Source organism: Porticoccus hydrocarbonoclasticus MCTG13d, assembly GCF_000744735.1.
Taxonomy (GTDB): domain Bacteria; phylum Pseudomonadota; class Gammaproteobacteria; order Pseudomonadales; family Porticoccaceae; genus Porticoccus; species Porticoccus hydrocarbonoclasticus.
Genome location: NZ_JQMM01000001.1, coordinates 264,253 through 289,666, shown reverse-complemented (window position 1 = coordinate 289,666; position 25,414 = coordinate 264,253). Strand labels below are relative to the sequence as shown.

Here is a 25,414-nt window from a genome sequence, read left to right as displayed (position 1 = left end):
TTTATCCTCCGTGATGAAAGATAGCGATCGTGCCTATACCTGCTAGCAAAAGTAGGAGTTGGCGCAGAGAGTTAGCGGTGTTCACTTTCCGATGCAGTCCCGGGATGAGGTCAGCTGCAGCGATGTAGATGAAGCTTGCAGCGGAAATCGCCAGAACATATGGTACTGCAGCGTATGTCTCTCCGAGCCAGAAATAGCCCAGCACAGCACCTGGCAGTGTAGTGGCAGCTGAGAGCCCATTGAGAACTATCGCTTTAGTACGGCCGTAGCCATTATCGAGCAAGATGGCGAAATCACCCACTTCTTGTGGAACCTCATGTGCGACCACAGCCAGCGATGCGGCGACCCCCAAGGGAATCGAGGTGAGGAACGCTGTGGCAATCATAATACCGTCCACAAAGTTATGAACGGCATCCCCGATCAGGATAAGCGGGGCTGCGCGCCCATGTACTTCACACGCTTTATCGTGGCAATGACGCCAGAGCACCAGTTTCTCCAGCACGAAAAATAGTACCATGCCGGTCAGCACCATCGATGTGACCGTGAACGCAGGGGCTAGTTTAAGAGCAGCGGGGATCATGCCTAGGAATGCTGCACCAAGCAGTGTGCCGGTGGCATAGCTGATGAGGCAGGGAATAAGAATCCTACGGATGCCTTTCGGGAATAACAGAAACAAGGCAGCACCCGCGACAGCACCCACGCTGCCCAAAAGACTGAATCCGATTATCCATAGCAACATTTGGTACACCATGAGTTTCTTTCAGACATGCTAATACGGAGCTGTTCGGTATGCACTATCTGGAGTGCCGTTGTGTTGTAGGTCATCCTCTTCGTAAATGTGCCGCTACCTTTGGAGCAATAGACGCTATTCGCTCTTACTTAGTTAATTGTCGCTTAGGTAGAAAAAATCGTATGACGAGAGTTATTTCAATAATTTACACGGTGATATTGTATTTGTTGATGCATCTCATTGTAGGCTTGAACCAAAGAAACTATCTTCAAAAAATAAATTGAGTTGATATTCGACCAGTGAAGGTTGATATCTTAATAGTGGTAGTTAAAGATCTTCATTTTTCAACATTCAGGAAGGCGATTATGCAGCGTATTTATTTTCTTGTACCCGATATAGAAACAAGTCGATCTATAGTCACGGAGCTGGAGCAGGCAGATGTAGAGGAAAAGCACATTCACATAATTGCCTCAGCAGATGTAGCGCTAGAAGATCTGCCCGAGGCATCGCTATTACAAAAAAGTGATTTTCTTGCTGCCTTTGAGCGGGGCATTCCCTTAGGAGCCGCATCTGGTCTCTTGGTAGGTTTGGTCTCCATGATCGTTCCAGGCGGTATTGCCATTGGAGGGGGGGCGTTACTTGCCTGTATGGCAGCTGGTGCTGGTGTGGGGTCGTTTATGGGAAGTATGATTGCTCTGGAAATACCCAATTCAAGACACAAAGATTTTCAGCAAGCCATTGAAAGAGGAGAGTTTCTCATGCTCATCGACGTACCAAAAGATCGCGTAATTGAGATAGAGAATCTAGTTCTTGCCCATCACCCTAACGCCGAGCTGGAAAAAGTAGAAGCACGGGCCCTGAATATTCCTCCTGGCTACTAGCTCAGTGGTCTGCCACGAAATTGGCAAAAGGGTTTTATCTATTTTTTAAGGCCTTAACATAATTGCAAGCATCTCTGGTTTGTAGTGGTCAACTAACACTGAATAATATTTTAGGATTTCCTCCCATTATGCAAATCTCGCCTACCGAGAGTAGGTAACTATTCCGATTGAGGGAGATGGTTTTATTTAAGGTCAACACGGGTTTACGGGAACAGGAAGTCACTTGTTTGCGATGAGATTGGGAAGTGTCGATTCCAGAACTCAAAACCAGTGTCTTTGTGATTCCAGGTAATGGTGTTAAAAACGGTGAAGATCGATTGGTGGTGATGAATACAGAAGCACGTGCTGTCATCAATCGCCAGCGAGGTAAGCACCCGGAGTTTGTGTTTACCTATACCAATGGCAAACCCACTGACCGGATCAATACCAAGGCCTGGCGAAGAGCACGAGAGGAAGCAGGATTACCTCAAGTGCGGGTGCATGACCTGAAACACACGTTTGGACGGCGGTTACGATCCAGAGGTGTGAGTCATGAGACGCGGCAGGTTTTGCTAGGTCATAAAAACGGTCAGATCACGACTTACTATTCATCGCCGGAAATCGGCGAATTGATTGAAGCGGTAGAGAAAGTGAGCTGGTCAGACCGGTCAACACCGACCTTGACCTTGATACGAAGTGAAAACTCCCGCAAATTCCCCGCAATCGGGCGAAGGGAGAGTAGAGGGGCGGTTTGAGAGGTCCGTAGTATTCTGATTTTAAAGGAGAAATTGGTAGCTACGGGTGGACTTGAACCACCGACCCCAGCATTATGAATGCTGTGCTCTAACCAGCTGAGCTACGTAGCCATTGCCTGAATAACGGGCGCGAATTTTCTCGATTTTGCCGGATGTTGTCAAGGTGTATTCTGCCTGCAGTTGGTTGCCGCATCAGGGTAGCTGGCTGGTGTGCATATCTGGTCATGGCGGTATTTTCAGGCTGCCACTGTGGCTGTTAAGAGTTAATTGTAGCGGACCCGATAAATGGCCCCGGCGTAGTCATCCGAGATAAAAATGCTGCCGTCCATTCCCTCCTCAATATCCACCGGGCGACCGGTCACGTCATTGTCGGGGCGCAGAAACCCGCTGACAAAATCCTCGCTGGTAATTTTCCCCTGTTGATCCCAGTGCAGGGCAACGACTTTGTAGCCATCGGGTTCGGTGCGATTCCAGGAGCCGTGCAGTGCTACCAGGGCGGTGCGTCGGTATTTTTCCGGACGGTCGGGATGGTTTAAAAAACTCATGCCGAGTGGCGCGTTGTGGGCTCGAAAGCCGAAGACTGGTGAAATACTAGTGGCGAGCAGGGTGGCCTTAGCTTTCGCCGGTTTGTTTTGCCCGAGGTCGGGGTCGAGATCGCCAAACCCGTTGATATAGGGCCAGCCGTAAAAACCACCCGCTTTGATTCTGTTCAGTTCACAGGGCGGAAAATCGTCACCAAGCATATCCCGGCCATTGTCCGTGGCGTAGAGACTGTTATCCCAGGGTGCCCAGTCAAATCCCACACTGTTGCGCAGGCCGGTGGCGTATATCTGTTCGCCGGAACCGTCTGGCCGGTAGCGCATCATGGCCGCTCGCCGGGGATCGGCTTCCTCGCAGACGTTGCAGCTTGAGCCGACAGTGAGATAGAGCCAGCCATCGATGCCAAACTGGATCGTCCTGGTCCAGTGACCGCCAGTATTGGGCAGGTTGGTGATTAGTCGTTGATAGTCGCCCTCAGTGGATGCCGTTGACCAGTCTATGGCTATACGGCCTACCGCATTGGTCTCGGCAATGTAAAGCCACGAAGTTTCGCCGTCGTGGTGAATATCGAGTCCGTGTGGGCGATTCAGGCCACCGATTAGCGGGATGTGCTCATCTGCCTTGCCGGTGCCATTTGTATCGGCCAGCAGGTAGACCGTGCCGGTTTTTGGTGAGCTGACCAACATTTGACCGGTGGGGGTGGTTTTCAGAAAACGGGCATTGGGAATGTTGTCAGCGAAAAGCGTGAGTTCAAATCCCTTGGGGGTGACAAGCAGATCGGTAATGGTCTCCAGTTCGACAGGACTACCGGTTCCCATCAGGGTGTTGAACAGCACCGGGAAACTGCTGATCTGAAATCCCGGCACATGGCGCGTCAGTGCAACCAGTAGCAAGACCGTCAGCAGAAGACCGAGGATCATGACCTTCAGTGATTTAGCCATTGCTGCATTATAGGGCTGGATGGCAGTCTGTACAGCAAAACGCCCGCATCAGCGGGCGCAGCAGTTCGGGGTGGATTGGACGCGGCGGGCTTGGATCTTCCGTTGGTGTCGTGCTCAGACGTTAAAACGGAAGTGGACGACATCGCCGTCGCGGACCACATATTCCTTGCCTTCGAGGCGCCACTTGCCGGCATCCTTGGCACCCTGTTCGCCATTGCCGGCGACAAAGTCCTCGTAGGCGATGACTTCGGCGCGGATAAATCCTTTCTCGAAGTCGGTATGGATTCTACCGGCAGCCTGCGGCGCGGTGGCGCCCACCGGGATCGTCCAGGCACGCACTTCTTTTACGCCGGCGGTAAAGTAGGTTTGCAGTCCCAGCAGTGAATAGCCGGCGCGAATCACCCGGTTCAGGCCGGGTTCTTCCATACCCATCTCCTGCAGGAAGTCGAGTTTTTCATCGTCGCCCAATTCTGCTATTTCGGATTCCAGTTTGTTGCAGATGGGGACAACCACGGCATTCTCTGCGGCGGCTACCCTGTTGACCTGGTCGAGATATGGATTGTTTTCAAATCCGGTTTCATCGACATTGGCAATATACATGGTGGGTTTCAGGGTCAACAGGTTGAGCGAGCGTATCGTTTTCAGTTCCTCGCTACTGAGGGGCATTGCCCGCAACGGTTTTGCCTCGTTGAGGTGAGGTTGTATTTTTTCCAGCACGTCTTTTATCGCCATGGCCTCCTTATCCTGACCCTTGGCCGCCTTGGCAACACGCAACAATGCTTTATCCACCGTATCCAGATCAGCGAGCGCTAGCTCGGTATTGATTACTTCGATGTCCGATATCGGGTTGATTTTGCCCTCGACATGCACCACGTTGTCATCGTCAAAACAACGTACCACATGGGCAATGGCATCGGTTTCACGAATATTGGCGAGAAACTTGTTACCCAGCCCCTCGCCCTTTGAGGCGCCGGCAACCAGTCCGGCGATATCGACAAACTCCATGGTGGCGGGAACGATGCGCTCCGGTTTGACAATGTCGGCGAGTTTGTCTTGACGGGGGTCCGGTATGGGTACGATACCGGTATTTGGTTCAATCGTGCAGAAAGGGAAGTTTGCTGCGTCAATCCCCGCCTGGGTCAAAGCATTGAAGAGGGTGGATTTGCCCACATTCGGCAGACCGACGATACCGCAGTTAAAACCCATGACTATGTAACCTCAATACCGTTGTTTGTTTAGGGAGTGATGGAGTGCAGCGCTTTCATGGCGCTGTTCCACTGGCCAACCACCGTGGGCTCAATGGCCTTGATGGCGTTATCAATACTCTGGTCTATCAATTGTTGTTCTGATGCCGGTGCCCGCCGCAGCACAAAGTTGACCACCTCGCTGGCGTGACCGGGGTGCCCGATGCCGATGCGCAGGCGTGCAAAGTCACGCTGATTCCCCAAAGAAAGAATCGTGTCCTTGAGGCCGTTATGTCCGCCATGTCCCCCGCCCAGTTTGAATCTTGCGATACCGGGGTTCAGATCCAGTTCGTCATGGGCCACAAGAATGGCCTCGGGACGAATCTGGTAAAACCCGGCAAGGGCTGCAATTGCCTTGCCGCTGCGGTTCATGAAGGTCGTGGGAATCAATAGCCAGACCGGCTTGCCATTGATCACGGCTTTGCCTGTGAGACCAAAATATTTATTGTCAGCTTTTAGCGTGACGCCGTAGTGATTGGCGAGCGCCAGAACGAAATCAGCCCCGGCATTGTGACGGGTTCGATCATACTGGGGGCCGGGATTTCCCAGCCCCACAATAAGTTGAACGGGCGTGTCCAATGTCGGGGCCTGCTAACGCGAACAGTAAGTTCAGGTGGGGGTAACCCCGGGAACTTACTCTTCGTCGCCGTTGCTTTCTTCAGTCGTAGTGTCAGCTTCCTCGCCAGCGATATCTTCCTCGGTGGCGGCAGACTTCGGTTTGTTGACAGTGAATACGGGCAGGTCATGGTCTTCACCATGGCTTAGGGCCACGCTCTCAACGCCGGAAGGCAGCTTGATATCAGAGATATGCAGGATGTCGCCAATTTCAACGGTTGCCACATCCAGTTCGATGAACTCGGGCAGGTCTGCTGGCAAGCAGGAAATATCCAGCTCAGTCATGGTGCGGGAGATAATACCGCCACCGGGTTTGACGCCGACACAGGTGTCTTCATTGATAAAGTGAATCGGCACTTTGGTGTGCAGTTTGTGGGTTTTGCTCACCCGCAGAAAGTCTGCATGCAGGATGACCGGCTTGGATGGATGGCGTTGTATATCTTTCAGGATCACCTGCTGGGAATCGCCTTCCAGATTCAGGGTGATGATATGAGAGTAAAACGCTTCATTCTCCAGCGCATGTTTCAGTTCATTGTGAGTGAGACTGATACTTTGTGGCGCTTTTTGGCCGCCGTAAATGATGGCGGGCACCTGGTTGGCCAGACGACGCAGGCGGCGGCTCGCACCTTTCCCCATGTCCTCACGGGCCTTGGCACTCAATTGAAAATCATTGGACATTGCCTTGACTCCTGTTGTTACCCCAGCTGATCCGCGACCAGAATCGAGGCGGGGGTATTGAAATTCCCTTGCGGGAGTTAAAAAGCCCGGATGGGCGGTTTATTATCCGGTGCCTGTCAGTCGAACATGGCACTGATGGATTCTTCGTTGCTGACCCGGCGCATGGCCTCTGCCAGCATTTGTCCGAGACTCAGTGATCGTATCTGCGCACAGTTTTTTGCTGCCTCAGTCAGAGGAATGCTGTTGGTGACCACCAGGGTATCCAGTGCAGAGTTTGTAATATTTTCGATGGCTTTGCCCGACAACACCGGATGAGTGCAGTAGGCTATCACTTTTTTTGCCCCCTGCTCTTTGAGTGCATCGGCCGCCTTGCAAAGTGTGCCTGCGGTATCAACGATATCGTCGATCAGCAGGCAGGTGCGGCCTTCGACTTCACCGATAATATTCATTACCTGAGCCTGATTGGCTTCCGGGCGGCGCTTGTCAATGATGGCCAGATCGGTGTTGAGCTGTTTTGCCATCGCTCTGGCTCGAACCACGCCACCAATATCCGGTGAAACTACGGTCAGGTTTTCGTAATTCTGTCTTTCTACGTCGGTGAGCAGTACGGGCAAGCCGTAGACGTTGTCCACCGCGCAATCAAAAAATCCCTGGATCTGTTCGGCGTGGAGATCCACGGTCATTACCCGGTCAACCCCGGCATTGGTCAGCATGTCTGCTACTACCTTGGCGCTGATTGGCACCCGGATAGAGCGAACCCGGCGGTCTTGTCGTGCGTAGCCAAAGTAGGGAACTACGGCTGTGATACGGGTGGCTGAGGCACGTCGCAGTGCGTCAATGATGAGCACCAGCTCCATGAGATTTTTATGGGTGGGTGCACAGGTGGGCTGAACGACGAAGACATCGCGTCCGCGCACGTTATCCCTGATCTCGATGTTGATCTCCCCGTCCGAAAACTGCGAAACCAGAGCCTTGCCCATATTCAGGCCGAGGTGACGGGTAATTTCGTTTGTCAGCTCCGGGTTGGCATTCCCGGAGAAAACCATCAAGTTAGGCACGGCTTTTTCCTGATCAGTTTCGAAATGTCTCCGGCGGCCCAGAGCAATCCAGAGAAATAATGGCTGGGGTGGGAGGACTCGAACCTCCGAATGACGGGATCAAAACCCGTTGCCTTAGCCACTTGGCGACACCCCAATATTAGTATTTAGACGGTAGCTGCTGATATAACGGGGATTGGTTGACCCCTTTAGCAACAAAGCCCTGCCATTGATGTGGCAGTTGTTCCAGTACTGACCTTGCAGCGATATCTGAATCAAAGCAGCCGAACAAGCAGGCGCCAGTTCCCGTCAATCTGGCTTCAGTAAATTGAGCCAGCCATAAGCGCGCCTCTTTTACCTGGGGATAGATCGATTCCACTACTGCCTGGCAATCGTTTCTACCACCCCGCTCGAGAAAGGCGCGTATTTTGATCGGATGCGTGTTCCTTGTCAAACCCTGATGGGTGAATATTTTTCCTGTTGAAACATGGGTATCCGGCACGATAACCAGGTACCAGGCCGGCGGTAATTCGATGGCCGTGAGTTGTTCGCCAATGCCCTCGGCCCAGGCGCTTTGACCAAAAACAAACAGGGGGATATCCGCACCCAGTTTTTCTCCCATGGCCATCAGTTGCTGTTTTGATAAAGCCGTCGCCCACAGAGCGTTGAGCCCCACCAGGGTGGTGGCGGCATTGCTGCTACCACCGCCGAGTCCACCGCCCATTGGCAGTCGCTTGTGCAGGTGGATGTTGGCCCCTAGCCTGCAGCCAGTATCTTCCTGTAGGCAACGCGCCGCCCGAAAAATCAGATTTTCTGTGACGGGGACGCCGGTCTGTTCATCGGTGAGGCAAATTTTGCCAGTGTCGGTACGCTCAAAATCCAGCAGGTCGCTGTAATCGAGCAGTTGAAACAGGGTTTGCAGGTTATGGTAACCGTCCTCACGACGACCGGTAATATGAAGAAACAGGTTCAGCTTGGCTGGAGCGGGTAGTGATAGCCTCACTGCACAGTATCCCCGGGATGCCAACGCTTGACGATCAGAGTGAAGCTGAACTCCCCGCTATTACCTTTGATTCGGCTGGGTAGCACCCACTGGCCAACCTGTTCGTAACCGGTAAATTCCAGCTGCCAGTTGGATTGCTGCAGTGCCGCCAGGGTGCCCTCTGCATTGTGGGTTCTGAGTACTGTGGGCTCATGGGGTGAAGGTATTCCACGAACCCAGAATTGCAGTTGGTCTACCGGCCACTGCCAGCCGAAAAGTTGTTCCGTCAGCGCTGCAGGAGATTCGGCCGTCAGTGTGTCTTCCCCCGACTGTTGCAGCTCCGCGTGATTGTCATCACCTAGAATGCGTGTTGCACCGCTGCCAAAAGGCCCGTGTAGTTGCACATCGAAGGCAGTCCCGGATTGACGCCAGTTGACCCAGGCGCTGCCGCCATCGCGACTGTCCCTGTAACCGAGTTTGCCCTCAAGCAGCCAGAGATCAAGTTGTTGCAAATGCTCTGTGTGTTTCTGCCAGTTTGCTATTGAGACTGGCGGCTGCGGGTTTTGCCATGCACAGGCGCCAAGAAACAGGATCAACCACGGGAGGAACAGTCGCATGAGGCTATCTCTGGTTTTCCTTCAAGCGTTCCATGGTTTCGAGGACGGTCGCATTATCCGGGTCTTTGTCGAGGATTGTCTGCCAGACAGCGTGGGCCTCTTCCCGGTCACCTGAGACCCATAGAACTTCGCCCAGATGCGCGGCAATTTCAGGGTCCGGCAATTTTTTCAGCGCTTCGCGAAGATGCACGATGGCCTCTTGGTGATTGCCCATCTGGTAGAGCACCCAGCCTAGACTGTCGGTGGTGGCCGGATCACCCGGGTTTAGCTCCAGAGCGCGGGTGATCAGTTGATAGGCTTCTTCGTAGCGATCAGTGTTCACCGTCAGGGTATAGCCGAGTGCATTCAGCGCCGTGGCGTTATTCGCATCCCTGGCAAGAATGGTCCGGAGATCCTTTTCCGAGCTGGCGAAGTCATCTTGCTGTTCGCTTAGCATGGAGCGGGTGTAGAGCAGTGCGTTATTGTCAGGGTGTTCGTTAATGGCTTCGTTCATCAGGCTGCGGGCTTCATCGAGCGAGCCGTGATCGGCAAGCAGTTCGGCCTCAATCTGAAACAGGGGAGCCGATTGTCGGGGATGGTTCAGTCGCAATTCGTGCAGGTAGAGCCGGGCATTGTTCAGCTCGTCATGCCTTGCCATGAACTGGCTGAGCCGGACTGCTGCGGGGAGGAGCTGTTGGCCACTGCGTACCTGGGCATAATGGAACAGTACCGAATCCATATTTTCTGCCTCTTCTGCCATTTTTCCGAGCTCGAAATGGGCAGCTGCAGCAGTTCCCGGATGACGGGTCAGATCGGTAAGCAACTGGCGTGCTTCGTCAGTTTTATCCAGGCCCCGACTCACCATTGCCAGAGTGAAGAGCAGTTCGGTATCGCGGGGGTGTTTGTCAGCCAGCAGGCGCAGTTGGGCATGGGCCCCTTCCAAGTCGTCCTCCGAAAGCAGCCTGGCATACTGGAGGCGCAGTTTCATGCTGTCGGGCAGAGTTTTCAGGCTGCCTGCGAGAAAAGCTATGGCCTCTTTTTTGCGATCCAGCTGGTGGAGCAGTTGTGCCTTGAACATGAGCGCATTTTCTTGTTCAGGTGCCAGTTCCAGCAGTCGATCAATGGTATTCAATGCCTGTTGCAAATCCTCTTGCTGACTGAACAGCATGGCGCTGGAGAGCAGGAGTGTTTGGTTGTCGGGGAATTGCTTCCGGAGGCTCGAATATTCGGTCAGCAACGGCGCTCGCTGTTCAGGGCTGAGGCCACCGGCGGCTACAGCAATAGACATGACCGGTTCATCGTCACCCTTACTGATTGAAAAAACTGCATGTGTCATGGCTTCGCTAAGTCGTCCGCTACGTGCAAGCGAGAGGGCTGCCAGACTGCGGGCATCGAGATTTTGCGGTTCAATATCGCTCCATAACAGCGCCATTTCCAGTAGTGCCTCACGATCCTCGGCGTAGGCTGCAACGCTGGTTGCCCTGGCGACAACACCGGGGTCACGGGTGATTCGGGCCTGCTTCAGATACTTTTCCCGCGCAATATCCAGATGATTGCGCATGCCGGCCAGCTCTCCTACCAGCAAGTCGTAAAAAGTATCGGTGGGAAATGGCCGGGATGGCACATCGGCTTTTACCTCAGTAGCTACCTGGTCTGGCGCGGTCTCTGCGGGTGGTTGCTTCGGTGCTGAGGTCTGGAGATCGGTTTGTTCAGACCCCTGGTGGGCACAGCCCGTCAGTACCTGGAGGGCCAGTAGCAGGGTCAGTAATAGGTGGCCGGGTATTTTCATAGGGGCAGGCTTCAGCCTGGTGCTCTGTCGATTATGATGAGAAAAGTACGGTTGTGATTTCGTTTGAGTCGCAACCCGTGATGGCAACATTGTATCCAATAACTCAGACAATAACGAAAGGGGAATATTGCAGTCCGGGTTAAATTCGATACCGCTTGTCTTTGCCTGGCCAGAACCGGACAATTGCCGATCTACTGCCAAGCACTGTTGTAATGACGATTTTTGCCCTAGGGATCAACCACCGCACCGCATCTCTCGATATCCGGGAGAAGGTAGCCTTTGCCCCTGAGCAGACTGCTGAAGCGATACAGCACTTGTGCGATTACGCCGGTATTGAAGAAGTCGCGATTCTGTCTACCTGTAACCGGACAGAGATTTACGGCATCGGCAATGAGCCCGAGCAGGCCCTGGGCTGGATGGCGGATTATCACCGTATCACCCTGCCTGAATTACACCCCTGCCATTATCTGTACCGGGACACTGACGCCGTTCGGCATATTATGAAAGTGGCCTGTGGTCTCGATTCCATGGTGTTGGGTGAGCCGCAGATCCTCGGTCAACTGAAATCCTGTTATGCCGTGGCCAGAGAAGCCGGCAAAGTCTCTACTCAGCTCAATTTGTTGTTTCAGCAGGCATTTGCGATTGCCAAGCGGGTTCGCACAGAAACGGCTATCGGTCAGAATCCGGTGTCCGTTGCCTATGCTGCGGTCAGCTTGTCCCAGCAGATATTTTCCGATCTCCGCGATGTGCGGGCGTTGTTAATTGGTGCCGGTGAGACGGTGGAATTGGTGGCCCGGCATCTCAGGGAAAAGGGGGTGAAGGAAATCATGGTCGCCAATCGCACCCTCAGTCGAGCGCAGGATCTGGCCCTCCAGTTTGGAGCACAGGCCATTTTACTTTCGGAAATACCCGATTTTTTACCCCGGGCCGATATGGTGATTTCCTCCACGGCCAGTCAGTTGCCGATTCTGGGGAAAGGGGCCGTGGAGTCAGCTCTGAAGCAGCGCAAGCACAAACCCATGTTCATGGTGGATATTGCGGTACCCAGGGATATTGAGCCAGAAGTCGCAAAGCTTCAGGATGTCTACCTCTACACGGTCGACGACCTGCAGGCGGTGATTGAAGAGAACATTCGCTCTCGTCAGAGTGCCGCCAGTAAAGCAGAACAGATTATCGAAGAAGGGGTGAATGCCTGGCAAAATCAGCTGCGGGGCCTGGATGTGGTGGAAACCATCCGTGCTTTCCGCAGCAGCGCAGAGCAGGTGCGCGATCAGGAGCTGGATAAGGCCATCGCGCTATTGCGCACGGGTCAAGCGCCGGAGCAGGTGTTGAAAACACTGGCGCGCAACATTACCAACAAACTTATGCATGTGCCGACCACGCGATTAAAGCAGGCCGGTGAAGCGGGACGCACCGAGCAACTGAGTCTGGCCCATGACCTGTTCGGTCTTGACAAGTCTGATTCCGAACCCAAATAAAACGACGTCTATAACTCTCCATTAATGAGCCTCAATGAAACAATCGATCCTGGAAAAACTGCAACATTTGGCCGACCGCTATGAGGAGGTGGGCGCGCTGCTGAGTGACCCCGAAGTGATCGGTCAGCAAACCCGCTTCCGTGAACTGTCCCGTGAATATGCGGAGCTGGAGTCGGTGGTAAAAAGCTATCGCGACTACTATCGGGTTCAGACGAACATTGAAGAGGCGAGAGTATTGCTCAAGGATGCCGATGCGGATATGCGCGCCATGGCGGAAGAGGATCTTCTTGAAAACCAAAGTCGGCTTGCCGACCTTGAGGTTGAGTTGCAGACATTACTGTTGCCGAAGGACCCCAATGATGACCGCAATGTGTTCCTTGAAATCCGTGCTGGAACAGGGGGTGACGAAGCGGCGATCTTTTCCGGTGACCTGTTTCGGATGTACAGCAGGTACGCGGAAAGCCGGCGCTGGAAAGTGGAGGTTATCAGTGAAAGCCACGGTGAACACGGTGGCTATAAGGAGATTATCAGTCGTATTGTCGGACAGGGGGCCTATTCCCGACTGAAGTTTGAATCCGGTGTGCACCGCGTCCAGCGGGTCCCCGAAACAGAATCCCAGGGCCGGATTCACACCTCTGCCTGTACGGTGGCCATCATGGCGGAAGCCGATGAGTTGGAAGAGGTCAATATCAATAAAAATGACCTTCGGATTGATACGTTCCGCGCATCGGGTGCCGGTGGCCAGCACGTCAATAAAACCGACTCTGCCATCCGCATTACCCACTTGCCCTCCGGACTGGTGGTTGAGTGTCAGGATGAGCGCTCCCAGCACAAGAATCGGGCAAGGGCGATGTCATTATTGGCAGCCCGGCTGAAAAGTGCTCAGGATGAGGTGGCCGCAAAAAATATTGCCGACGAGCGACGACTGCAAGTGGGAAGTGGTGATCGCTCCGAGCGAATCCGTACCTATAACTTCCCTCAGGGTCGGGTCACCGATCACCGCATCAATCTGACGCTCTATAAGCTGGGGGAGGTGCTGGAAGGCCACCTGGATGAAGTGGTAGAGCCGTTGATTCATGAGCATCAGGCGGGCCAGTTAGCCGCGCTGTCGGGCTGATCCAGTGGTGTCCGACATTGCCAGTTTGTTGGCGCGCAGCAGCGAGCTGTCGGGCTGCAGTGACAGCCCGCGGCTGGACACGGAGCTGCTGCTCTGCCATGTGCTCGGCAAGTCGAGAACCTACCTTTATTCATGGCCCGAGTATCGATTGCTGCCGGCTGAAGTTGCCGGATTTGATGCGTTGTTTGCGCGCCGCGTCCAGGGCGAGCCAATCGCCTACCTTACCGGCCGGCGGGAGTTCTGGTCATTGTCTTTGAAGGTCTCTGAGGCCACTCTGATTCCCCGGCCGGAGACCGAATTATTGGTGGAGCTGGCACTGGCGTTGCCGCTGGGGGACGCGGCTTTGGTGGCAGACCTGGGCACAGGTACCGGTGCGGTGGCTCTGGCGCTGGCCAGCGAACGTCCGCTCTGGCAGATATCAGCGGTGGATGCTTGCCCGGACGCGTTAGCGTTGGCGGAACATAATCGTCGAGAGCTGGGCTTTGGCAATGTTCGGGTCTTTCAGAGTGACTGGTTTTCAGCTCTTGCCGGTTTCCGCTTTGATCTGGTGGTGAGTAACCCCCCCTATATAGATGAAGCCGATACGCATTTGCAGCAGGGAGATGTTCGTTTTGAGCCGGCCTCTGCGCTGGTGGCCGCCGACGGTGGATTTGGTGATCTGGCGGTGATTATCCAGAATGCTGGCGAGCATTTGAACGCTGGGGGCTGGTTGCTACTTGAGCACGGTTGGCAGCAGGGTGACATGGTTCGTCAGTTGATGAAACAGGCTGGCTTTCTGGCGGTGACGAGCCATTCTGACCTAGCGGGGCGAGAGCGCGTCACCGTTGGCCGTAATACGTAACCTGTTTCAGCGCTCTTCGCTACCTTTAAGCTGCCGATACTGACCGCTGTGGAAAATCAGCGGATCCATGGGGGCGTTACTGAATTCGAGTACCCGACCCACCAGAATGACATGATCGCCACCGGGATAGCGGTGCTCTATTTGGCACTGGAAGTGGCAGAGGCAGTCATCCAGCAGAGGCAATCCATGCAGTCCGGGATGCCAGTGAACACTGGCAAATTTGTTGTCATCGGTACCGGCAAATAGCTGTGACAGGTCGGCCTGACCGCTGTGCAGTATGTTGACAGCGAAATAGTCCTGCTCCTGAAACAGGCCAAACAACCGCGATTCACTGCCCACACACCAGGACACCAGCGCTGGCTCGAGCGATACAGAGGAGAAGCTGTTGGCTGTCATTCCCCTGGCGGTTCCCTCTGAGTCCACTGTGGTCATCACCGTGATGCCGGTGGCAAAGTTACCCATGGCGTTGCGCATGCTTCGAATCTGGTCTTTGGTCATGATGGCTGCCTCTGGGGCCGTAGATTGAACTGCCGCAAGGGTACTCCATGTCTCATCAGTTAAAAACCGCTATTCCCGAAAACACACCGTTTGATAGTGCCATGCCTTGAGTTTCTCGGCGGACAGCTCTGGTTCCAGGCCAGCCTTGCTTTTGAGATGGTCCAGAAACTGCTGTTTGTCGGGGAGGGTGGTCCAGACACTGGGTAAAAACGTCGCACGCTGGGCGCCGGACTCTATAGTCAGACCATCTATGCCGGGCTCGAGCTGAGCCAGCAGTTCATCCTCACTGGAGAACAGCAGCGGCGTGGCCTCGGTGAGAACGGAAATTTCAATCGAAACAAGTGCTTCCTCCTGCAGCGACAGTGGTGGGAAACGGGGGTCATCCAGTGCTGCCGAGGCGGCATGATGTACAACATCGACGACCAGTGGTCTCGATGCTTCTGTCGAGCCGATACAGCCGCGCAATGTCTGCTTGATCTTTAGCGTGACAAAACTGCAAGCCGGTTGTTGCAGGGCATGACTGAATACGGTCTCATCAATTTGCAGGTCCCGGTCAAACAGCAGCCGGACGCGGATGCTTTCTCTGGCGAGTGTCAGTAGTATCTGCCGGTCGTCTTCGCTGAGCTCAATAAATGACATAGGCCCCGTATCCTACTACGCGATCTTTATCTCCGGCGGTGGTGTCCCCGGAGTTCCGGACATCCAGTGTGTGCAGTTTCAAATGCGCTTCCTCAGCCAGTTTCAGCAGACCGTTGACTGCTCTGCTACCACAGGCCTGTTCACTGGTGAGATGGCTGTCAAACCCTTCAATCATGGTGGATGTGAGTTTATCCAGCCGTTGCGCGTCCTGGTAGTGATGATAGTGGCTCAGGTCTGTGCTGATTACAATCAACGTCTCCCCGCTTCCCCACAACCGCCTTAATACATCGGTGACATGCTCCCGTGGTGTATTCCCGACAACCAGTGGAAGCACGGTAAATTCATGCAGGACACGCTGCAAAAAGGGCAGCTGAACTTCGATGCTGTGCTCGAACTGGTGGGCGTCATCATTCACTGTTACCAGTGCTTGTCTTACCAGCTTGTCAATGCTTTGCCGGTCCACCGGCACATCACCGAGAGGGGTCTGAAAGCGGGCCGCAGAGGGGGCAGCCATGCCCCGGAGGGGTATGCGGTGGCAGGGGCCGATGACTATTACCCGGGAAATATCCCGGCTCACCGGTGACAAACAGCGGTAGGCTGTGGCGGCAGTCGGTCCCGAAAAACGATAGCCTGCATGAGGAACAATCAGTGCCTTTGGTCTGCATGTATTGGGCGAGGCGTCAATGTCACAGGATGCCCCGGCCAGCAACTCATCCACTTCATGCTGCAATGCAGCTGGGTCGGCCGGGTAAAATGTACCTGCTACAGCCGCTGTTCTGATTGCGATCATGATATCTCCCAACGCGCCTGCTTGTTCTATAACTATAGTGTGCTTTTGTGAGTATTTTGAAAGTGAAGAGGTTGCCCTCAACCATGAAAACAAACAACCAGCTGCCACCAGTAGCCCATCCTACTCTCTATTGGCATACGCTTGCGGATGGGCGGTTGCAATGCGATGTCTGCCCCCGTGAATGCAAGCTGCACGAAGGACAGCGAGGGCTTTGTTATGTCCGGGGTCGGGAGGGCGATGAAATTGTCCTCTACAGTTACGGTCGGTCGAGCGGCTTTTGCGTCGACCCTATCGAGAAAAAACCGCTCAACCATTTTTTGCCAGGCAGTTCGGTGCTGTCTTTTGGTACGGCAGGCTGCAATCTTGCCTGCAAATTCTGCCAGAACTGGGATATGAGTAAATCCCGCGAAATGGATACGCTGGCGGATTCGGCGATGCCGGTGAAGCTGGCGGAAACCGCCCTGGAGCTGGGTTGCCGTAGCGTTGCCTTTACTTACAACGACCCGGTTATTTTTCTGGAGTATGCCGTGGATGTCGCTAAAGCCTGTCGGGAGTTGGGGGTAAAAGCGGTGGCTGTCAGTGCCGGCTATATTCAGGATGCACCGCGCCGCGAGTTTTTCCAGTATATGGATGCCGCCAACATCGATTTGAAAGGCTTTACTGATGTCTTTTATCGGAAAATATGTGGAGGGGAGTTGCAGAATATTCTTGAGACCCTTCGGTATGTCGCCCACGAAACAAATGTCTGGCTGGAGCTGACTACTTTGTTGATTCCCGGGGAAAATGATTCCGATGAGGAGCTTGACGCCATGACCCGTTGGGTAGTCAGTGAGCTGGGACCGGATGTGCCGATGCACTTCACGGCGTTTCACCCTGACTGGAAAATGCGGGATACGCCGGCCACCCCGCCGAAAACCCTAACCCGTGCACGACAGATTGCACTGACCAACGGCATTCACTTTGCCTACACCGGTAATGTCCACGATCCTGCAGGTGGCAGTACATTCTGCCCAAACTGTCATGAGGTCGTGATTGAGAGAGACTGGTACCAATTGGGTTTTTGGGGCGTAACGGCGGGGGGGCGCTGCCACGTCTGCAACTTCCCGTTACCGGGTGTATTTGAAGCGGAGCCAGGCCATTGGGGGCCTAGACGGGTGCCGGTAAAGTTGTTGGAGTAAGAACCCCTGTTGCCGTTGCCTGACAAACAGGTAAGGTGGAATGGTGGCAGCCGCTGTTTTCGGTGGTGCTGAATGCAGGTATTTTATCCCGTGCTATAATCCCCGCCTTTTCAAGACCGGGTTAACCCGGACATTCCCCCTGTTGGCATACTATGACTGAACAAACCACTTCACAATCGCCTGAGACTCACCCCAAACGACCTGCCCGCCGCAGTCGCCGCCGCGGTGGCAAAACCCCCGCCAGGGCTAGGGATAACGCATGGACACTGTCGGACTTCCAGGTGCCAGAGGAAAAGGGAAAACTGCGTTTCCACGATCTGGATTTACCGGAAACGCTGATGCATGGCATCGCTGACCTGGGTTTTCGATACTGCTCACCGATTCAGGCCCGCTCGTTGCCGTTTACCCTCAGGGCCCACGATGTAGTGGGTAAAGCCCAGACCGGTACCGGTAAAACAGCCGCTTTTCTGGTGACTATTATTACCGAATTGCTGAATCACTCGATCGATGATGAGCGTTTTGCCGGTGAAGCCCGCTCGCTGATTATTGCCCCTACCCGCGAGCTGGTCATGCAGATCGCACAGGATGCCAAGGATCTCTGCAAATACACGGACCTGCATGTGCATACCCTGGTGGGCGGTATGGATTACGACAAGCAAAAGCGTCATTTACTTGAGAATGTTTGCGACATCCTTGTGGCTACGCCGGGACGTCTGCTGGACTTTGCAGGAAGCCGTGATGTCTATCTGGACAGGGTTGAAGTACTGGTGCTCGATGAAGCTGACCGCATGCTGGACATGGGCTTTATTCCCCAGGTGCGCCGTATCGTCAGACTTACGCCTCCCCGTGAAAACCGGCAGACGTTATTCTTCTCTGCCACTTTTACCCCGGAGGTGCTGAATCTCGCCGAGCAGTGGACAGTGAGTCCGGTGAGTATCGAGATTGAGCCGGAGAATGTGGCGACTGACAGTGTTGATCAAAAAGTCTTTATTGTTTCGGCAAAAGAAAAATTTCGCCTCCTGGACGGCATCATGCAACAGGAAGCGGTGGAAAGCGTGATCGTCTTTGCCAACCGTCGTGACCAGTGCCGGCGGTTACAGGAAAAACTGAGAGCGAAAGGCTTTAGTGTCGGCCTGCTGTCGGGCGATGTGCCACAGGGAAAGCGGGTGAAAACCCTGGACGACTTCAAGTCCGGTGAGCTCAAGGTGCTGGTTGCCACGGACGTGGCGGGCCGCGGTATTCACATCGACGGTGTCAGCCACGTCATCAATTTTACTCTGCCGGAAGAACCTGAGGATTATGTGCACCGGATCGGCCGTACCGGTCGCGCCGGAAAATTCGGAACCTCCATCAGCTTTGCCTGTGAGGATGATGCCTTTTTGCTGGAACCTATTCAGAAGTTGCTGGGTAGAGAGCTGCACTGTGAACAGCCGGGCCCCGAATTACTCGGTCAAGATTGAGCCGTTTTTATCGCTGTGCCCCAGCCGTTGCGGGTCGCTGGCCAGGTGGTCCAGCCAGAAGCTGGTGGCGCCGATCACTGAGGCGGGCATGATAAAAAGATTCAACAGCGGTACGGTGGTGGCAATCAGCACCGTGCCACCAAAACTCAGTGATTGCAGGCGCTGTTTTTTCAGCACCTGGCGCAGCTCATCAAAGGACTGTCCATGATTGTCCGAAGGATAGTCCAGGTATTGCAATGCCAGCGACCAGCCCCCCCACAGAAAAGCAATTGCCGGCCCCACCAGATTCAGTACCGGGATAAATGACAAGGTTAGTGTCAGCACAAAGATGCCGACAATTCTCGGCAGAAAATACCCCATTTTGAACAGTTCCCGCTTCATGGCACTGCCCGCCATTGCCAGTAGCTGCTTCATTGAGGTCGGTGTTGACTGAATATGGCCGGTGATCACCTGCTCCGCCCGTTCCGACAGTGGCCCGTAAAATGGTGAGGCCAGCAGATTCCCGAGAATGGCGAACGTGTAGCCGTATACCAGCAATAAGAATCCACCGAACAGTATCCAGAAGATCCAGGTAATAAATTCCAGCCAGGCTGGAATTTTACTGGTCAGCCAGGTCAGTAATTGCCCGAACTGATCAATCGCCAGCCAGGTGAGACCGACAAACAGAAAAGCATTGATCAACAGCGGCCATAACACAAGCCAGCGCAGTTGCCGGTGGTGGAGTAGTCGCATGCCCTGAAGCAGATAGGTCGGGCCGATTCTGGGAGCTTTTGTCATAAGGGTTTCCGGATTTTTGGCATTCGATCAGATTGCTGTACACTTTTAATTTAAACCGAGCACGTTTATTTTTAAAAGACGCGAGTAGGCCCCTGGTCAAAGGAAAAAAATAATGAAAACTCTGTTGAAGATTGTAGCTGGTCTGGTGGTAGTACTGATCGTTTTATTGGTGATCGGGGTGCTGAATCTTGATCGCGGTATCAAAATGGCGGTTGAAACTGTCGGCCCGAGGCTGACCCAGTCCGATGTCACGCTGGCAGATGTCGACCTTTCCCTGAAAACTGGTGAGGGAAGCCTGCAGGGGCTGGTGGTGGGCAATCCCGCTGGCTTTAGCAGCGCTGATGCATTTTCTCTGGGGGAAATATTCCTCTCTATTGAACCGGGGTCCATCACCACCGATACCGTTGTTATCAACAGCATCCGTATTGTTGCCCCTGAAATTACTTACGAGTCGGGGAAGGGTGGCACGAACCTCAGTCAACTACAGAAAAATGTCAGCAATGCTGCTGGTGGAAGTGATTCGACCTCTTCTGCTGATGAATCCGGTGAGGGCGCAGCCAAAAAACTTATTATCCGCGATCTGAAGATAACCGGTGCAAAAATGCGCTATGTGAACCAGTTGTTGGACATAAAACCCATTGAGTTGACCTTGCCGGACATACAGCTGACCGGTATTGGTGAAAGGTCCAACGGTGCCACCGCTGCAGAGGTCGTTAGCCAGGTGATGGTGGCGATCAATAAAAACGCCGCCAATGCGGCAGCCAATTCCGGCGCACTTAAAGAAGCGGGTGATCAGATCAAGAAACAGGTAGAGGACAAACTGGGCGGCTTCAAGGGCCTGCTGGACAAAAACTGAGCCGCCGGTGCGGTCTGTCCTGTCGAGAGGATAATCGCGCTGTAAGAACGATTATTTAAATAAGTTGATCGACTTGTCTGGGGGGTGCTGTTATAGTGCCCCCCGCATGGTATCCATCGGTCGGTACCTGTTGTGTCCTCGGTACTTTCCTTTCGGTTTTTCCCTGACACCCCCCTTAATTAATTGTTGCCAGCCTAAGACCGTTACTGTGCTCTATGCATGGCTAGGCCGGTTCCGGAGTTAAAATCTATATGTCATTTAATGACCTCGGCCTTTCGGCCGAATTGCTTCGTGCTGTGTCTGATCAGGGCTACAGCAACCCCACCCCCATTCAGGCGAAAGCCATCCCTATTATTCTCCAGGGTCTTGATGTCCTGGCGGGCGCTCAAACCGGCACCGGCAAAACGGCCGGCTTTACCCTGCCACTGCTGCATCGCCTCAGCAGTAATAAACCCACTGATAACAACCGTCGCCCCGTTCGCGCTCTGGTGTTAACCCCCACCCGGGAGTTGGCTGCGCAGGTAGCGGAGAGTGTTGTCACCTACGGTAAGCATCTGCCGCTGAAATCCGGTGTGATTTTTGGTGGAGTCAATATCAACCCACAGATTTCAATGTTGCGCAGGGGTGTGGATATTCTGATTGCCACCCCGGGCCGGTTACTGGATCACGTGAATCAGCGCACTCTCGATCTGTCACAGGTGGAAATTCTGGTGCTGGACGAAGCAGATCGCATGCTCGACATGGGTTTTATCCATGATATCCGCAAGGTTTTGGCCCTGTTGCCAAAGCAGCGTCAGAATCTGTTGTTTTCCGCTACTTTTTCCGATGAGATTAAACGCCTGGCTGACGGTTTGCTCAATGCGCCCGTGCTGATCGAGGTGGCTCGCCGCAATACGGCTTCTGAACAGGTGGCCCAGACCGTTCATCTGGTGGACAAGGGCCGTAAACGCGAGCTGCTGTCTTACCTGATTGGTGACGGCAACTGGCAGCAGGTGCTGGTCTTTACCCGAACCAAACACGGTGCCAACCGGCTCGCTGATCAGTTGACTGAGGATGGCTTGCGGGCGGCAGCGATTCACGGCAACAAAAGCCAGGGTGCCCGGACGAAAGCCCTGGCGGATTTCAAAAAAGGCTCGGTACGGGTGCTGGTGGCGACGGATATTGCCGCCCGAGGACTGGATATTGATCAGTTGCCGCACGTGGTGAATTTCGAATTACCCAATGTGCCGGAGGATTATGTGCATCGTATCGGTCGTACCGGTCGCGCCGGTAATGAGGGCGAGGCTGTTTCGCTGGTATGTGTGGACGAGCACAAGTTGTTGCGCGATATTGAGCGAGTGCTTAAACGCGAGGTTCCCAGGGGAAATATCAAAGGTTTTGAGCCGGATCTCTCCATTCGTCCGGAGCCTATCCAGAATGGTCGCCGCAGTGGCGGTGGTGGTCGTCCCGGCGCTTCAGCAGGCGCCCGTCGACCGGGCAGCAAGCCCCAACATGCCCGCAGCACTGGCAGTCGCAATGGTGGCAACGCCACAGGTGATCGTCGCAGATCGGCTGGGGCAAAACCCACCCAGGGTGCGCCGCGACCGAGACGCGCTGCCTCACGCTAGACAAGCAGGTCAACAGAACCGCACCCGAGATTCTCGGGTGCGGTTTTTTTATTTCAGGTAACGGTAAATAGATGATTCGAAGTCAACAAAACCGGGGTAGGAAGAGATATCCTTAAACGGTAATATTTGTGAGGCCCACATGCCCCCGATCCCATTCTGTCGGTCAATCCAGTAGAACAGATTCGCCAGTCCCGCCCACATTATTTGCCCGGCGGGCCGGCCAGAGGGCGTTGGTTCATCGTTGATCTGGAAGGTATAACCCCAGGATTTTTTCAGCCCCGGAAAGAACTCGCCACTGTTGGAAAGCGCCGGCATCGAGGTTGTCCAGCCGCCACTCTGTAAACCCACCAGCCCATTTCTGGACATCTTTTCTACGGTTTCTTTGTTCAGTACACGGCCATCTGGCCCCGCGCCATCATTCAGTATCATCCGGATAAATTTCATGTAATCCGGTACGGTGCCGTACAACCCGTGCCCACCCATATCCATTTCCGGTGGTTGCGGGAGAACCAGATCCCAGGGTGCCAGCTGGCCATCTTCGGCGCGGGTGTGCAGGCTGGCCAGTCGTGATCGCATGGCGGGGGTCAGGGTGAAGGCGCTGTCTGTCATGCCCAATGGGTTAAAGATGCGTTCCTGCATGACTTCGCCCAGGCGTTTGCCTCGCACTGCTTCGACAATCTTGCCCACCCAATCGAGGTTGACACCATACATCCAGCATTCTCCCGGGTCGTGCAGCAGTACGGATTTGATGCCGTCATAGGTGCTGGATACCACTGAAGCTGTTTCCCTTGCTGTGCGGAATGCCAGGTCATCGTGGCTAAAGAACTCATAACCAAAACCGGCGGTATGCAGCATCAGTTGATTGATCGTGATATCTGATTTCGGTGCCCTCAGCTTCGGCTGGCCGTTGCTGTCAAAACCGTCGAGTACCTGAATCTCTGCAATGTCGGGTACATAGTCCCTGGCGGGATCATCCAGACTTACTAAACCTTCTTCGACCAGCTGCATCAAGGTAGTGCCGGTCAGGGCCTTGGTGCAGGAAAAAATGGCGAACACGGAATCGGTGGCAATAGGCTTTGTTTTGCCCATTTCTCTCACCCCGGCAGTCCCTTCGTAGAAATTGGCCCTTTTGTCGGTGACCATGGCTACAACGCCCGGTGCCCCACCGGACTCTGCGACCGTATTCGTCAATACGCTGTCCGCCGCTTCTTTCATTCGATTATTCATTGTGGTTCCTTCTCTCATTGCCCTGTTTGTGGATATCAGGCGCTCCTATGGTTATTGATTTTGCTGTGCTGTTCAAGCGAGTGCAGAGCATATTTCTTTAGCGCTGGTGGGGTAGGAATCTCTGGGCCATGTCTTTCGTATAACCCGTCAGTGCACAATGCAGGGGTGGTTCCCGGAAAAGGAGTTTTAAAAGCATGGACCCTGTGGGGGTAGGCCTGTTAAATCGGTGTTAATGTTTGGTGGAACCCTGTTTAAAAAGCCTGGTGTCAATTTGATATTTCTTGATCCTCGATGCCAGTGTGGTGGGTTTGATATCCAATAGCTGGGCCGCCCCGTCATGGCCAAAGACCTTGCCATGGCATTTTTCCAGCGCCATTAGCAGATTGCGGCGTTCCTGTTGTTTAAGGTCGGAAGCGGTCAGAACACTACTGTCCGGTTCAACCCGGGCAACGTTTTGTTGATCTCTGGTCAACAGATCACTGAATCTCAATGTCGGTCCCTGGGCGAGTATGACCTGGCGTTCAATTACGTTTTCCAGTTCGCGGATATTTCCCGGCCAGTGGTAGTCCTTTAGTTTTTCCAGCTCACTGAGTGAAATTTTCAGGCCCTGCTTGTTGGTTCTGGTGCAGCTTTTTTTCAAAAAATGTTGGGTCAGCAGAGGGATATCCTCTCTCCTCTCGCGCAGTGGTACCGATTCAATCGGGAAAACATTGAGTCGGAAATAAAGGTCTTCACGAAACTGGCCCCGCTGCACCTGTTCCTTGAGATTGCGGTTGGTGGCGGTGATGATACGAACATCTACACGACGGGTTTTCGATTCGCCAACGCGCTCAAACTGCTGCTCCTGTAAAACCCGCAGCAGCTTGCCCTGGAGGTGCAGGGGTATTTCGCCGACCTCGTCGAGGAATAGTGTGCCGCCGTTAGCCAGCTCAAACCGGCCGGGTCGATCGTTGGTGGCGCCGGTGAAAGCGCCCCTGGTGTGACCGAAAAATTCGCTTTCGAACAGGTCCGCTGGAATGGCTGCGCAGTTGACCCGGATCAGTGAGCGATTGGAACGGTGGCTCATTTCGTGGATTGCCCTGGCAATCAGTTCCTTTCCGGTGCCGGACTCACCACTGATAAGCACAGTAGAATCTGTCGGCGCCACCAGTTCAATTTTCTGCAGGATATGCTGCACGGCACCACTTTTACCAATGATCTGGTGGTGATTGAATTCAGAGTTGATTTCTTCCTGTAAATAGGCGTTTTCCAGTTCCAGTTGGTTTTTCAGTTTTTCGACTTCTGCCAGTGCTTCCAGGAGCCGTTTGCGGTCGGTTTTTTTCTGGGATATATCGCGAAAAATCACCACCGCGCCGACAATAAAGCCGTTGTCCCTGACCGGTGTGCTGGTGTATTCCACGTCGATGGGTTTGCCGGACTTCGTCCAGAACGTGTCGTCCTCTACCCGGTGAACCGTGCCGTCCCGGAACGCTTCAAAGATGGGACATTCCTGCATATTGAAATGCGAGTGATCCGCGTGGGAGTGGTGCACCATGTTGTGCATATTCCTGCCGGCCAATTCCTCTGCCCGGTAGCCGAGAATCCGCTCCGCCGCAGGATTGACGAACGTGGTAATACCATTGGCTTCAACCCCGTAGATCCCGTCACCGGCTGCATCCAGTAGCAGCTGGTTTTCTCGCTCAAACTCCTGGAACACCTGGGATACCCTGTTCCAGTGGCCGATACCCGACAGGTAGTGTCGCTCGGCACTGGAGCGCTCACGCAACAGTTCCAGGTCATCGGCCCTTTGCAAACCGAGGAAGAGCTGAGGTTGGCCGCCGGAATCAGAACAGCGGCCATTGACCTCCAGACGGGTTTCCCCGATGGCCGATTGCACCAGGAGGTGGTCACACCAGCCCCGCCCTTTTTCGATCAGTTCCTGGGTGAACAGGATCAGCGCTGGCAGGTTGGGCGCGAAGAGCTGACTGGCCCGGCCGGACTGAATCTCAATAACATCCCTGTGCAAGAGTCGGCAGGCCTCCTGGTTGACGAACAGAACCCGGTCCTCAATCGGGTCGATCACCAGTTGTGCGGTGGCGGAGTAATAGAAAAAACGTTCGTCCTGCATAGGCCCTACCGTTAGGTCCTGGGGGGGTATCAATACAGCTAACAAATTTCGGGCCAATAACGACGAAAAATC

Annotated in this window: 24 protein-coding genes and 2 tRNA genes; 9 read left to right on the top strand and 17 right to left on the bottom strand. The window is 54.1% G+C overall.

The genetic code is table 11. The annotated features are described in order from the left end of the window. Nucleotide 1: 1 nt before the first annotated feature. Nucleotides 2-739, bottom strand: coding sequence for a ZIP family metal transporter (locus U740_RS01440; protein WP_036860975.1), 738 nt, complete (start codon nt 737-739; stop codon nt 2-4). A gap of 356 nt (nt 740-1,095) precedes the next feature. Here U740_RS01440 and U740_RS01435 point away from each other — a divergent pair, with 356 nt between their 5' ends. Both U740_RS01435 and U740_RS01430 read left to right on the top strand, forming a co-directional pair. After that, the gene (locus U740_RS01435) at nt 1,096-1,611 is read left to right on the top strand and encodes a hypothetical protein (RefSeq protein ID WP_036858569.1); all 516 of its coding nucleotides are present in this window, start codon (nt 1,096-1,098) and stop codon (nt 1,609-1,611) included. Between the two features lie 245 nt (nt 1,612-1,856). Continuing rightward, on the top strand, nt 1,857-2,345 hold the full coding sequence (locus U740_RS01430) for a tyrosine-type recombinase/integrase (protein WP_051921111.1): 489 nt from the start codon (nt 1,857-1,859) through the stop codon (nt 2,343-2,345). Between the two features lie 34 nt (nt 2,346-2,379). On the opposite strand, the gene U740_RS01425 is transcribed toward U740_RS01430, so the two are convergent. The 10 genes from U740_RS01425 to U740_RS01380 all read right to left on the bottom strand — a co-directional run bounded on the left by U740_RS01425 (nt 2,380) and on the right by U740_RS01380 (nt 10,767). Further along, nucleotides 2,380-2,456 (bottom strand) — tRNA-Met (locus U740_RS01425). A gap of 152 nt (nt 2,457-2,608) precedes the next feature. Next, nucleotides 2,609-3,826, bottom strand: a complete 1,218-nt coding sequence (locus U740_RS01420) for a PQQ-dependent sugar dehydrogenase (protein WP_036858568.1) — start codon at nt 3,824-3,826, stop codon at nt 2,609-2,611. 114 nt (nt 3,827-3,940) lie between these two features. After that, nucleotides 3,941-5,032, bottom strand: a complete 1,092-nt coding sequence (gene ychF / locus U740_RS01415) for a redox-regulated ATPase YchF (RefSeq protein ID WP_036858567.1) — start codon at nt 5,030-5,032, stop codon at nt 3,941-3,943. Between the two features lie 29 nt (nt 5,033-5,061). Next, the gene (pth, locus tag U740_RS01410) at nt 5,062-5,649 is read right to left on the bottom strand and encodes an aminoacyl-tRNA hydrolase (protein ID WP_036858566.1); all 588 of its coding nucleotides are present in this window, start codon (nt 5,647-5,649) and stop codon (nt 5,062-5,064) included. A gap of 54 nt (nt 5,650-5,703) precedes the next feature. Next, a complete protein-coding gene (locus tag U740_RS01405; protein WP_036858565.1) occupies nt 5,704-6,363 on the bottom strand; it encodes a 50S ribosomal protein L25/general stress protein Ctc in 660 nt (219 codons plus the stop codon). A 116-nt stretch (nt 6,364-6,479) separates the two neighbouring features. Beyond that, complete coding sequence (locus U740_RS01400; RefSeq protein WP_036860974.1) at nt 6,480-7,409, bottom strand: ribose-phosphate pyrophosphokinase; 930 nt, start codon at nt 7,407-7,409, stop codon at nt 6,480-6,482. Nucleotides 7,410-7,481: 72 nt separating this feature from the next. Then, a tRNA-Gln gene (locus U740_RS01395) sits at nt 7,482-7,557 on the bottom strand. A 3-nt stretch (nt 7,558-7,560) separates the two neighbouring features. Continuing rightward, a complete protein-coding gene (gene ispE, locus U740_RS01390) occupies nt 7,561-8,403 on the bottom strand; it encodes a 4-(cytidine 5'-diphospho)-2-C-methyl-D-erythritol kinase (RefSeq protein ID WP_036858564.1) in 843 nt (280 codons plus the stop codon). Further along, nucleotides 8,400-8,999 (bottom strand): lipoprotein insertase outer membrane protein LolB, encoded by a 600-nt coding sequence (lolB, locus tag U740_RS01385; RefSeq protein ID WP_036858563.1) that lies wholly within the window; start codon nt 8,997-8,999, stop codon nt 8,400-8,402. The genes ispE and lolB overlap by 4 nt, the downstream gene beginning before the upstream one ends. Before the next feature lie 4 nt (nt 9,000-9,003). Then, on the bottom strand, nt 9,004-10,767 hold the full coding sequence (locus U740_RS01380; RefSeq protein WP_051921110.1) for a tetratricopeptide repeat protein: 1,764 nt from the start codon (nt 10,765-10,767) through the stop codon (nt 9,004-9,006). 212 nt (nt 10,768-10,979) lie between these two features. On the opposite strand from U740_RS01380, the gene hemA reads away from it, so the two are divergent. The 3 genes from hemA to prmC are packed head-to-tail and all read left to right on the top strand — an operon-like array spanning nt 10,980 to nt 14,203. After that, complete coding sequence (gene hemA, locus U740_RS01375; protein ID WP_036858562.1) at nt 10,980-12,245, top strand: glutamyl-tRNA reductase; 1,266 nt, start codon at nt 10,980-10,982, stop codon at nt 12,243-12,245. A 34-nt stretch (nt 12,246-12,279) separates the two neighbouring features. Further along, nucleotides 12,280-13,362, top strand: a complete 1,083-nt coding sequence (gene prfA, locus U740_RS01370; RefSeq protein ID WP_036858561.1) for a peptide chain release factor 1 — start codon at nt 12,280-12,282, stop codon at nt 13,360-13,362. Nucleotides 13,363-13,369: 7 nt separating this feature from the next. Beyond that, nucleotides 13,370-14,203 (top strand): peptide chain release factor N(5)-glutamine methyltransferase, encoded by an 834-nt coding sequence (gene prmC, locus U740_RS01365; RefSeq protein WP_036860972.1) that lies wholly within the window; start codon nt 13,370-13,372, stop codon nt 14,201-14,203. Nucleotides 14,204-14,209: 6 nt separating this feature from the next. Here the strand turns inward: prmC and U740_RS01360 are convergent, their stop codons facing one another. The 3 genes from U740_RS01360 to amrB form a co-directional block, all read right to left on the bottom strand. Continuing rightward, nucleotides 14,210-14,701 carry a flavin reductase family protein gene (locus U740_RS01360; RefSeq protein ID WP_036858560.1) on the bottom strand — a complete coding sequence of 164 codons (492 nt, stop codon included), beginning with the start codon at nt 14,699-14,701 and terminating at the stop codon, nt 14,210-14,212. Nucleotides 14,702-14,770: 69 nt separating this feature from the next. Next, nucleotides 14,771-15,340: an AmmeMemoRadiSam system protein A gene (gene amrA / locus U740_RS01355; RefSeq protein ID WP_036858559.1), complete on the bottom strand. Its 570-nt coding sequence runs from the start codon at nt 15,338-15,340 to the stop codon at nt 14,771-14,773. Then, nucleotides 15,327-16,130 carry an AmmeMemoRadiSam system protein B gene (gene amrB, locus U740_RS01350; RefSeq protein WP_036858558.1) on the bottom strand — a complete coding sequence of 268 codons (804 nt, stop codon included), beginning with the start codon at nt 16,128-16,130 and terminating at the stop codon, nt 15,327-15,329. The genes amrA and amrB overlap by 14 nt, the downstream gene beginning before the upstream one ends. Before the next feature lie 83 nt (nt 16,131-16,213). Between amrB and amrS the strand changes: the two genes are divergently transcribed. Together amrS and rhlB are read left to right on the top strand one after the other, a co-directional pair. Further along, complete coding sequence (gene amrS / locus U740_RS01345; protein WP_051921109.1) at nt 16,214-17,308, top strand: AmmeMemoRadiSam system radical SAM enzyme; 1,095 nt, start codon at nt 16,214-16,216, stop codon at nt 17,306-17,308. A 152-nt stretch (nt 17,309-17,460) separates the two neighbouring features. Then, nucleotides 17,461-18,768 carry an ATP-dependent RNA helicase RhlB gene (gene rhlB, locus U740_RS01340; protein ID WP_036858557.1) on the top strand — a complete coding sequence of 436 codons (1,308 nt, stop codon included), beginning with the start codon at nt 17,461-17,463 and terminating at the stop codon, nt 18,766-18,768. On the opposite strand, the gene cysZ is transcribed toward rhlB, so the two are convergent. Further along, nucleotides 18,751-19,545 carry a sulfate transporter CysZ gene (gene cysZ, locus U740_RS01335; protein ID WP_051921108.1) on the bottom strand — a complete coding sequence of 265 codons (795 nt, stop codon included), beginning with the start codon at nt 19,543-19,545 and terminating at the stop codon, nt 18,751-18,753. The genes rhlB and cysZ overlap by 18 nt on opposite strands. Nucleotides 19,546-19,657: 112 nt before the next feature. Between cysZ and U740_RS11755 the strand changes: the two genes are divergently transcribed. Further along, complete coding sequence (locus tag U740_RS11755) at nt 19,658-20,401, top strand: DUF748 domain-containing protein (RefSeq protein WP_051921107.1); 744 nt, start codon at nt 19,658-19,660, stop codon at nt 20,399-20,401. A gap of 251 nt (nt 20,402-20,652) precedes the next feature. Further along, nucleotides 20,653-22,008, top strand: a complete 1,356-nt coding sequence (gene rhlE, locus U740_RS01325; protein ID WP_036858556.1) for an ATP-dependent RNA helicase RhlE — start codon at nt 20,653-20,655, stop codon at nt 22,006-22,008. Nucleotides 22,009-22,056: 48 nt separating this feature from the next. On the opposite strand, the gene U740_RS01320 is transcribed toward rhlE, so the two are convergent. After that, the gene (locus U740_RS01320; protein WP_081890792.1) at nt 22,057-23,235 is read right to left on the bottom strand and encodes a methyl acetate hydrolase AcmB; all 1,179 of its coding nucleotides are present in this window, start codon (nt 23,233-23,235) and stop codon (nt 22,057-22,059) included. Between the two features lie 229 nt (nt 23,236-23,464). Beyond that, the gene (locus tag U740_RS01315; RefSeq protein WP_036858554.1) at nt 23,465-25,342 is read right to left on the bottom strand and encodes a sigma-54 interaction domain-containing protein; all 1,878 of its coding nucleotides are present in this window, start codon (nt 25,340-25,342) and stop codon (nt 23,465-23,467) included. Nucleotides 25,343-25,414 lie beyond the last annotated feature (72 nt).

What these genes read in the sequence shown, in the direction of transcription:
- U740_RS01380 (WP_051921110.1), bottom strand. Translation starts at nt 10,767, where the DNA reads ATGAAAATACCCGGCCACCTATTACTGACCCTGCTACTGGCCCTCCAG.
- hemA (WP_036858562.1), top strand. Translation starts at nt 10,980, where the DNA reads ATGACGATTTTTGCCCTAGGGATCAACCACCGCACCGCATCTCTCGAT.
- amrA (WP_036858559.1), bottom strand. Translation starts at nt 15,340, where the DNA reads ATGTCATTTATTGAGCTCAGCGAAGACGACCGGCAGATACTACTGACA.
- U740_RS01435 (WP_036858569.1), top strand. Translation starts at nt 1,096, where the DNA reads ATGCAGCGTATTTATTTTCTTGTACCCGATATAGAAACAAGTCGATCT.
- prfA (WP_036858561.1), top strand. Translation starts at nt 12,280, where the DNA reads ATGAAACAATCGATCCTGGAAAAACTGCAACATTTGGCCGACCGCTAT.
- U740_RS11755 (WP_051921107.1), top strand. Translation starts at nt 19,658, where the DNA reads ATGAAAACTCTGTTGAAGATTGTAGCTGGTCTGGTGGTAGTACTGATC.
- U740_RS01420 (WP_036858568.1), bottom strand. Translation starts at nt 3,826, where the DNA reads ATGGCTAAATCACTGAAGGTCATGATCCTCGGTCTTCTGCTGACGGTC.
- ychF (WP_036858567.1), bottom strand. Translation starts at nt 5,032, where the DNA reads ATGGGTTTTAACTGCGGTATCGTCGGTCTGCCGAATGTGGGCAAATCC.
- cysZ (WP_051921108.1), bottom strand. Translation starts at nt 19,545, where the DNA reads ATGACAAAAGCTCCCAGAATCGGCCCGACCTATCTGCTTCAGGGCATG.
- U740_RS01440 (WP_036860975.1), bottom strand. Translation starts at nt 739, where the DNA reads ATGTTGCTATGGATAATCGGATTCAGTCTTTTGGGCAGCGTGGGTGCT.
- amrB (WP_036858558.1), bottom strand. Translation starts at nt 16,130, where the DNA reads ATGATCGCAATCAGAACAGCGGCTGTAGCAGGTACATTTTACCCGGCC.
- amrS (WP_051921109.1), top strand. Translation starts at nt 16,214, where the DNA reads ATGAAAACAAACAACCAGCTGCCACCAGTAGCCCATCCTACTCTCTAT.
- rhlB (WP_036858557.1), top strand. Translation starts at nt 17,461, where the DNA reads ATGACTGAACAAACCACTTCACAATCGCCTGAGACTCACCCCAAACGA.
- U740_RS01360 (WP_036858560.1), bottom strand. Translation starts at nt 14,701, where the DNA reads ATGACCAAAGACCAGATTCGAAGCATGCGCAACGCCATGGGTAACTTT.
- U740_RS01315 (WP_036858554.1), bottom strand. Translation starts at nt 25,342, where the DNA reads ATGCAGGACGAACGTTTTTTCTATTACTCCGCCACCGCACAACTGGTG.
- U740_RS01405 (WP_036858565.1), bottom strand. Translation starts at nt 6,363, where the DNA reads ATGTCCAATGATTTTCAATTGAGTGCCAAGGCCCGTGAGGACATGGGG.
- rhlE (WP_036858556.1), top strand. Translation starts at nt 20,653, where the DNA reads ATGTCATTTAATGACCTCGGCCTTTCGGCCGAATTGCTTCGTGCTGTG.
- U740_RS01320 (WP_081890792.1), bottom strand. Translation starts at nt 23,235, where the DNA reads ATGAATAATCGAATGAAAGAAGCGGCGGACAGCGTATTGACGAATACG.
- lolB (WP_036858563.1), bottom strand. Translation starts at nt 8,999, where the DNA reads ATGCGACTGTTCCTCCCGTGGTTGATCCTGTTTCTTGGCGCCTGTGCA.
- U740_RS01400 (WP_036860974.1), bottom strand. Translation starts at nt 7,409, where the DNA reads ATGGTTTTCTCCGGGAATGCCAACCCGGAGCTGACAAACGAAATTACC.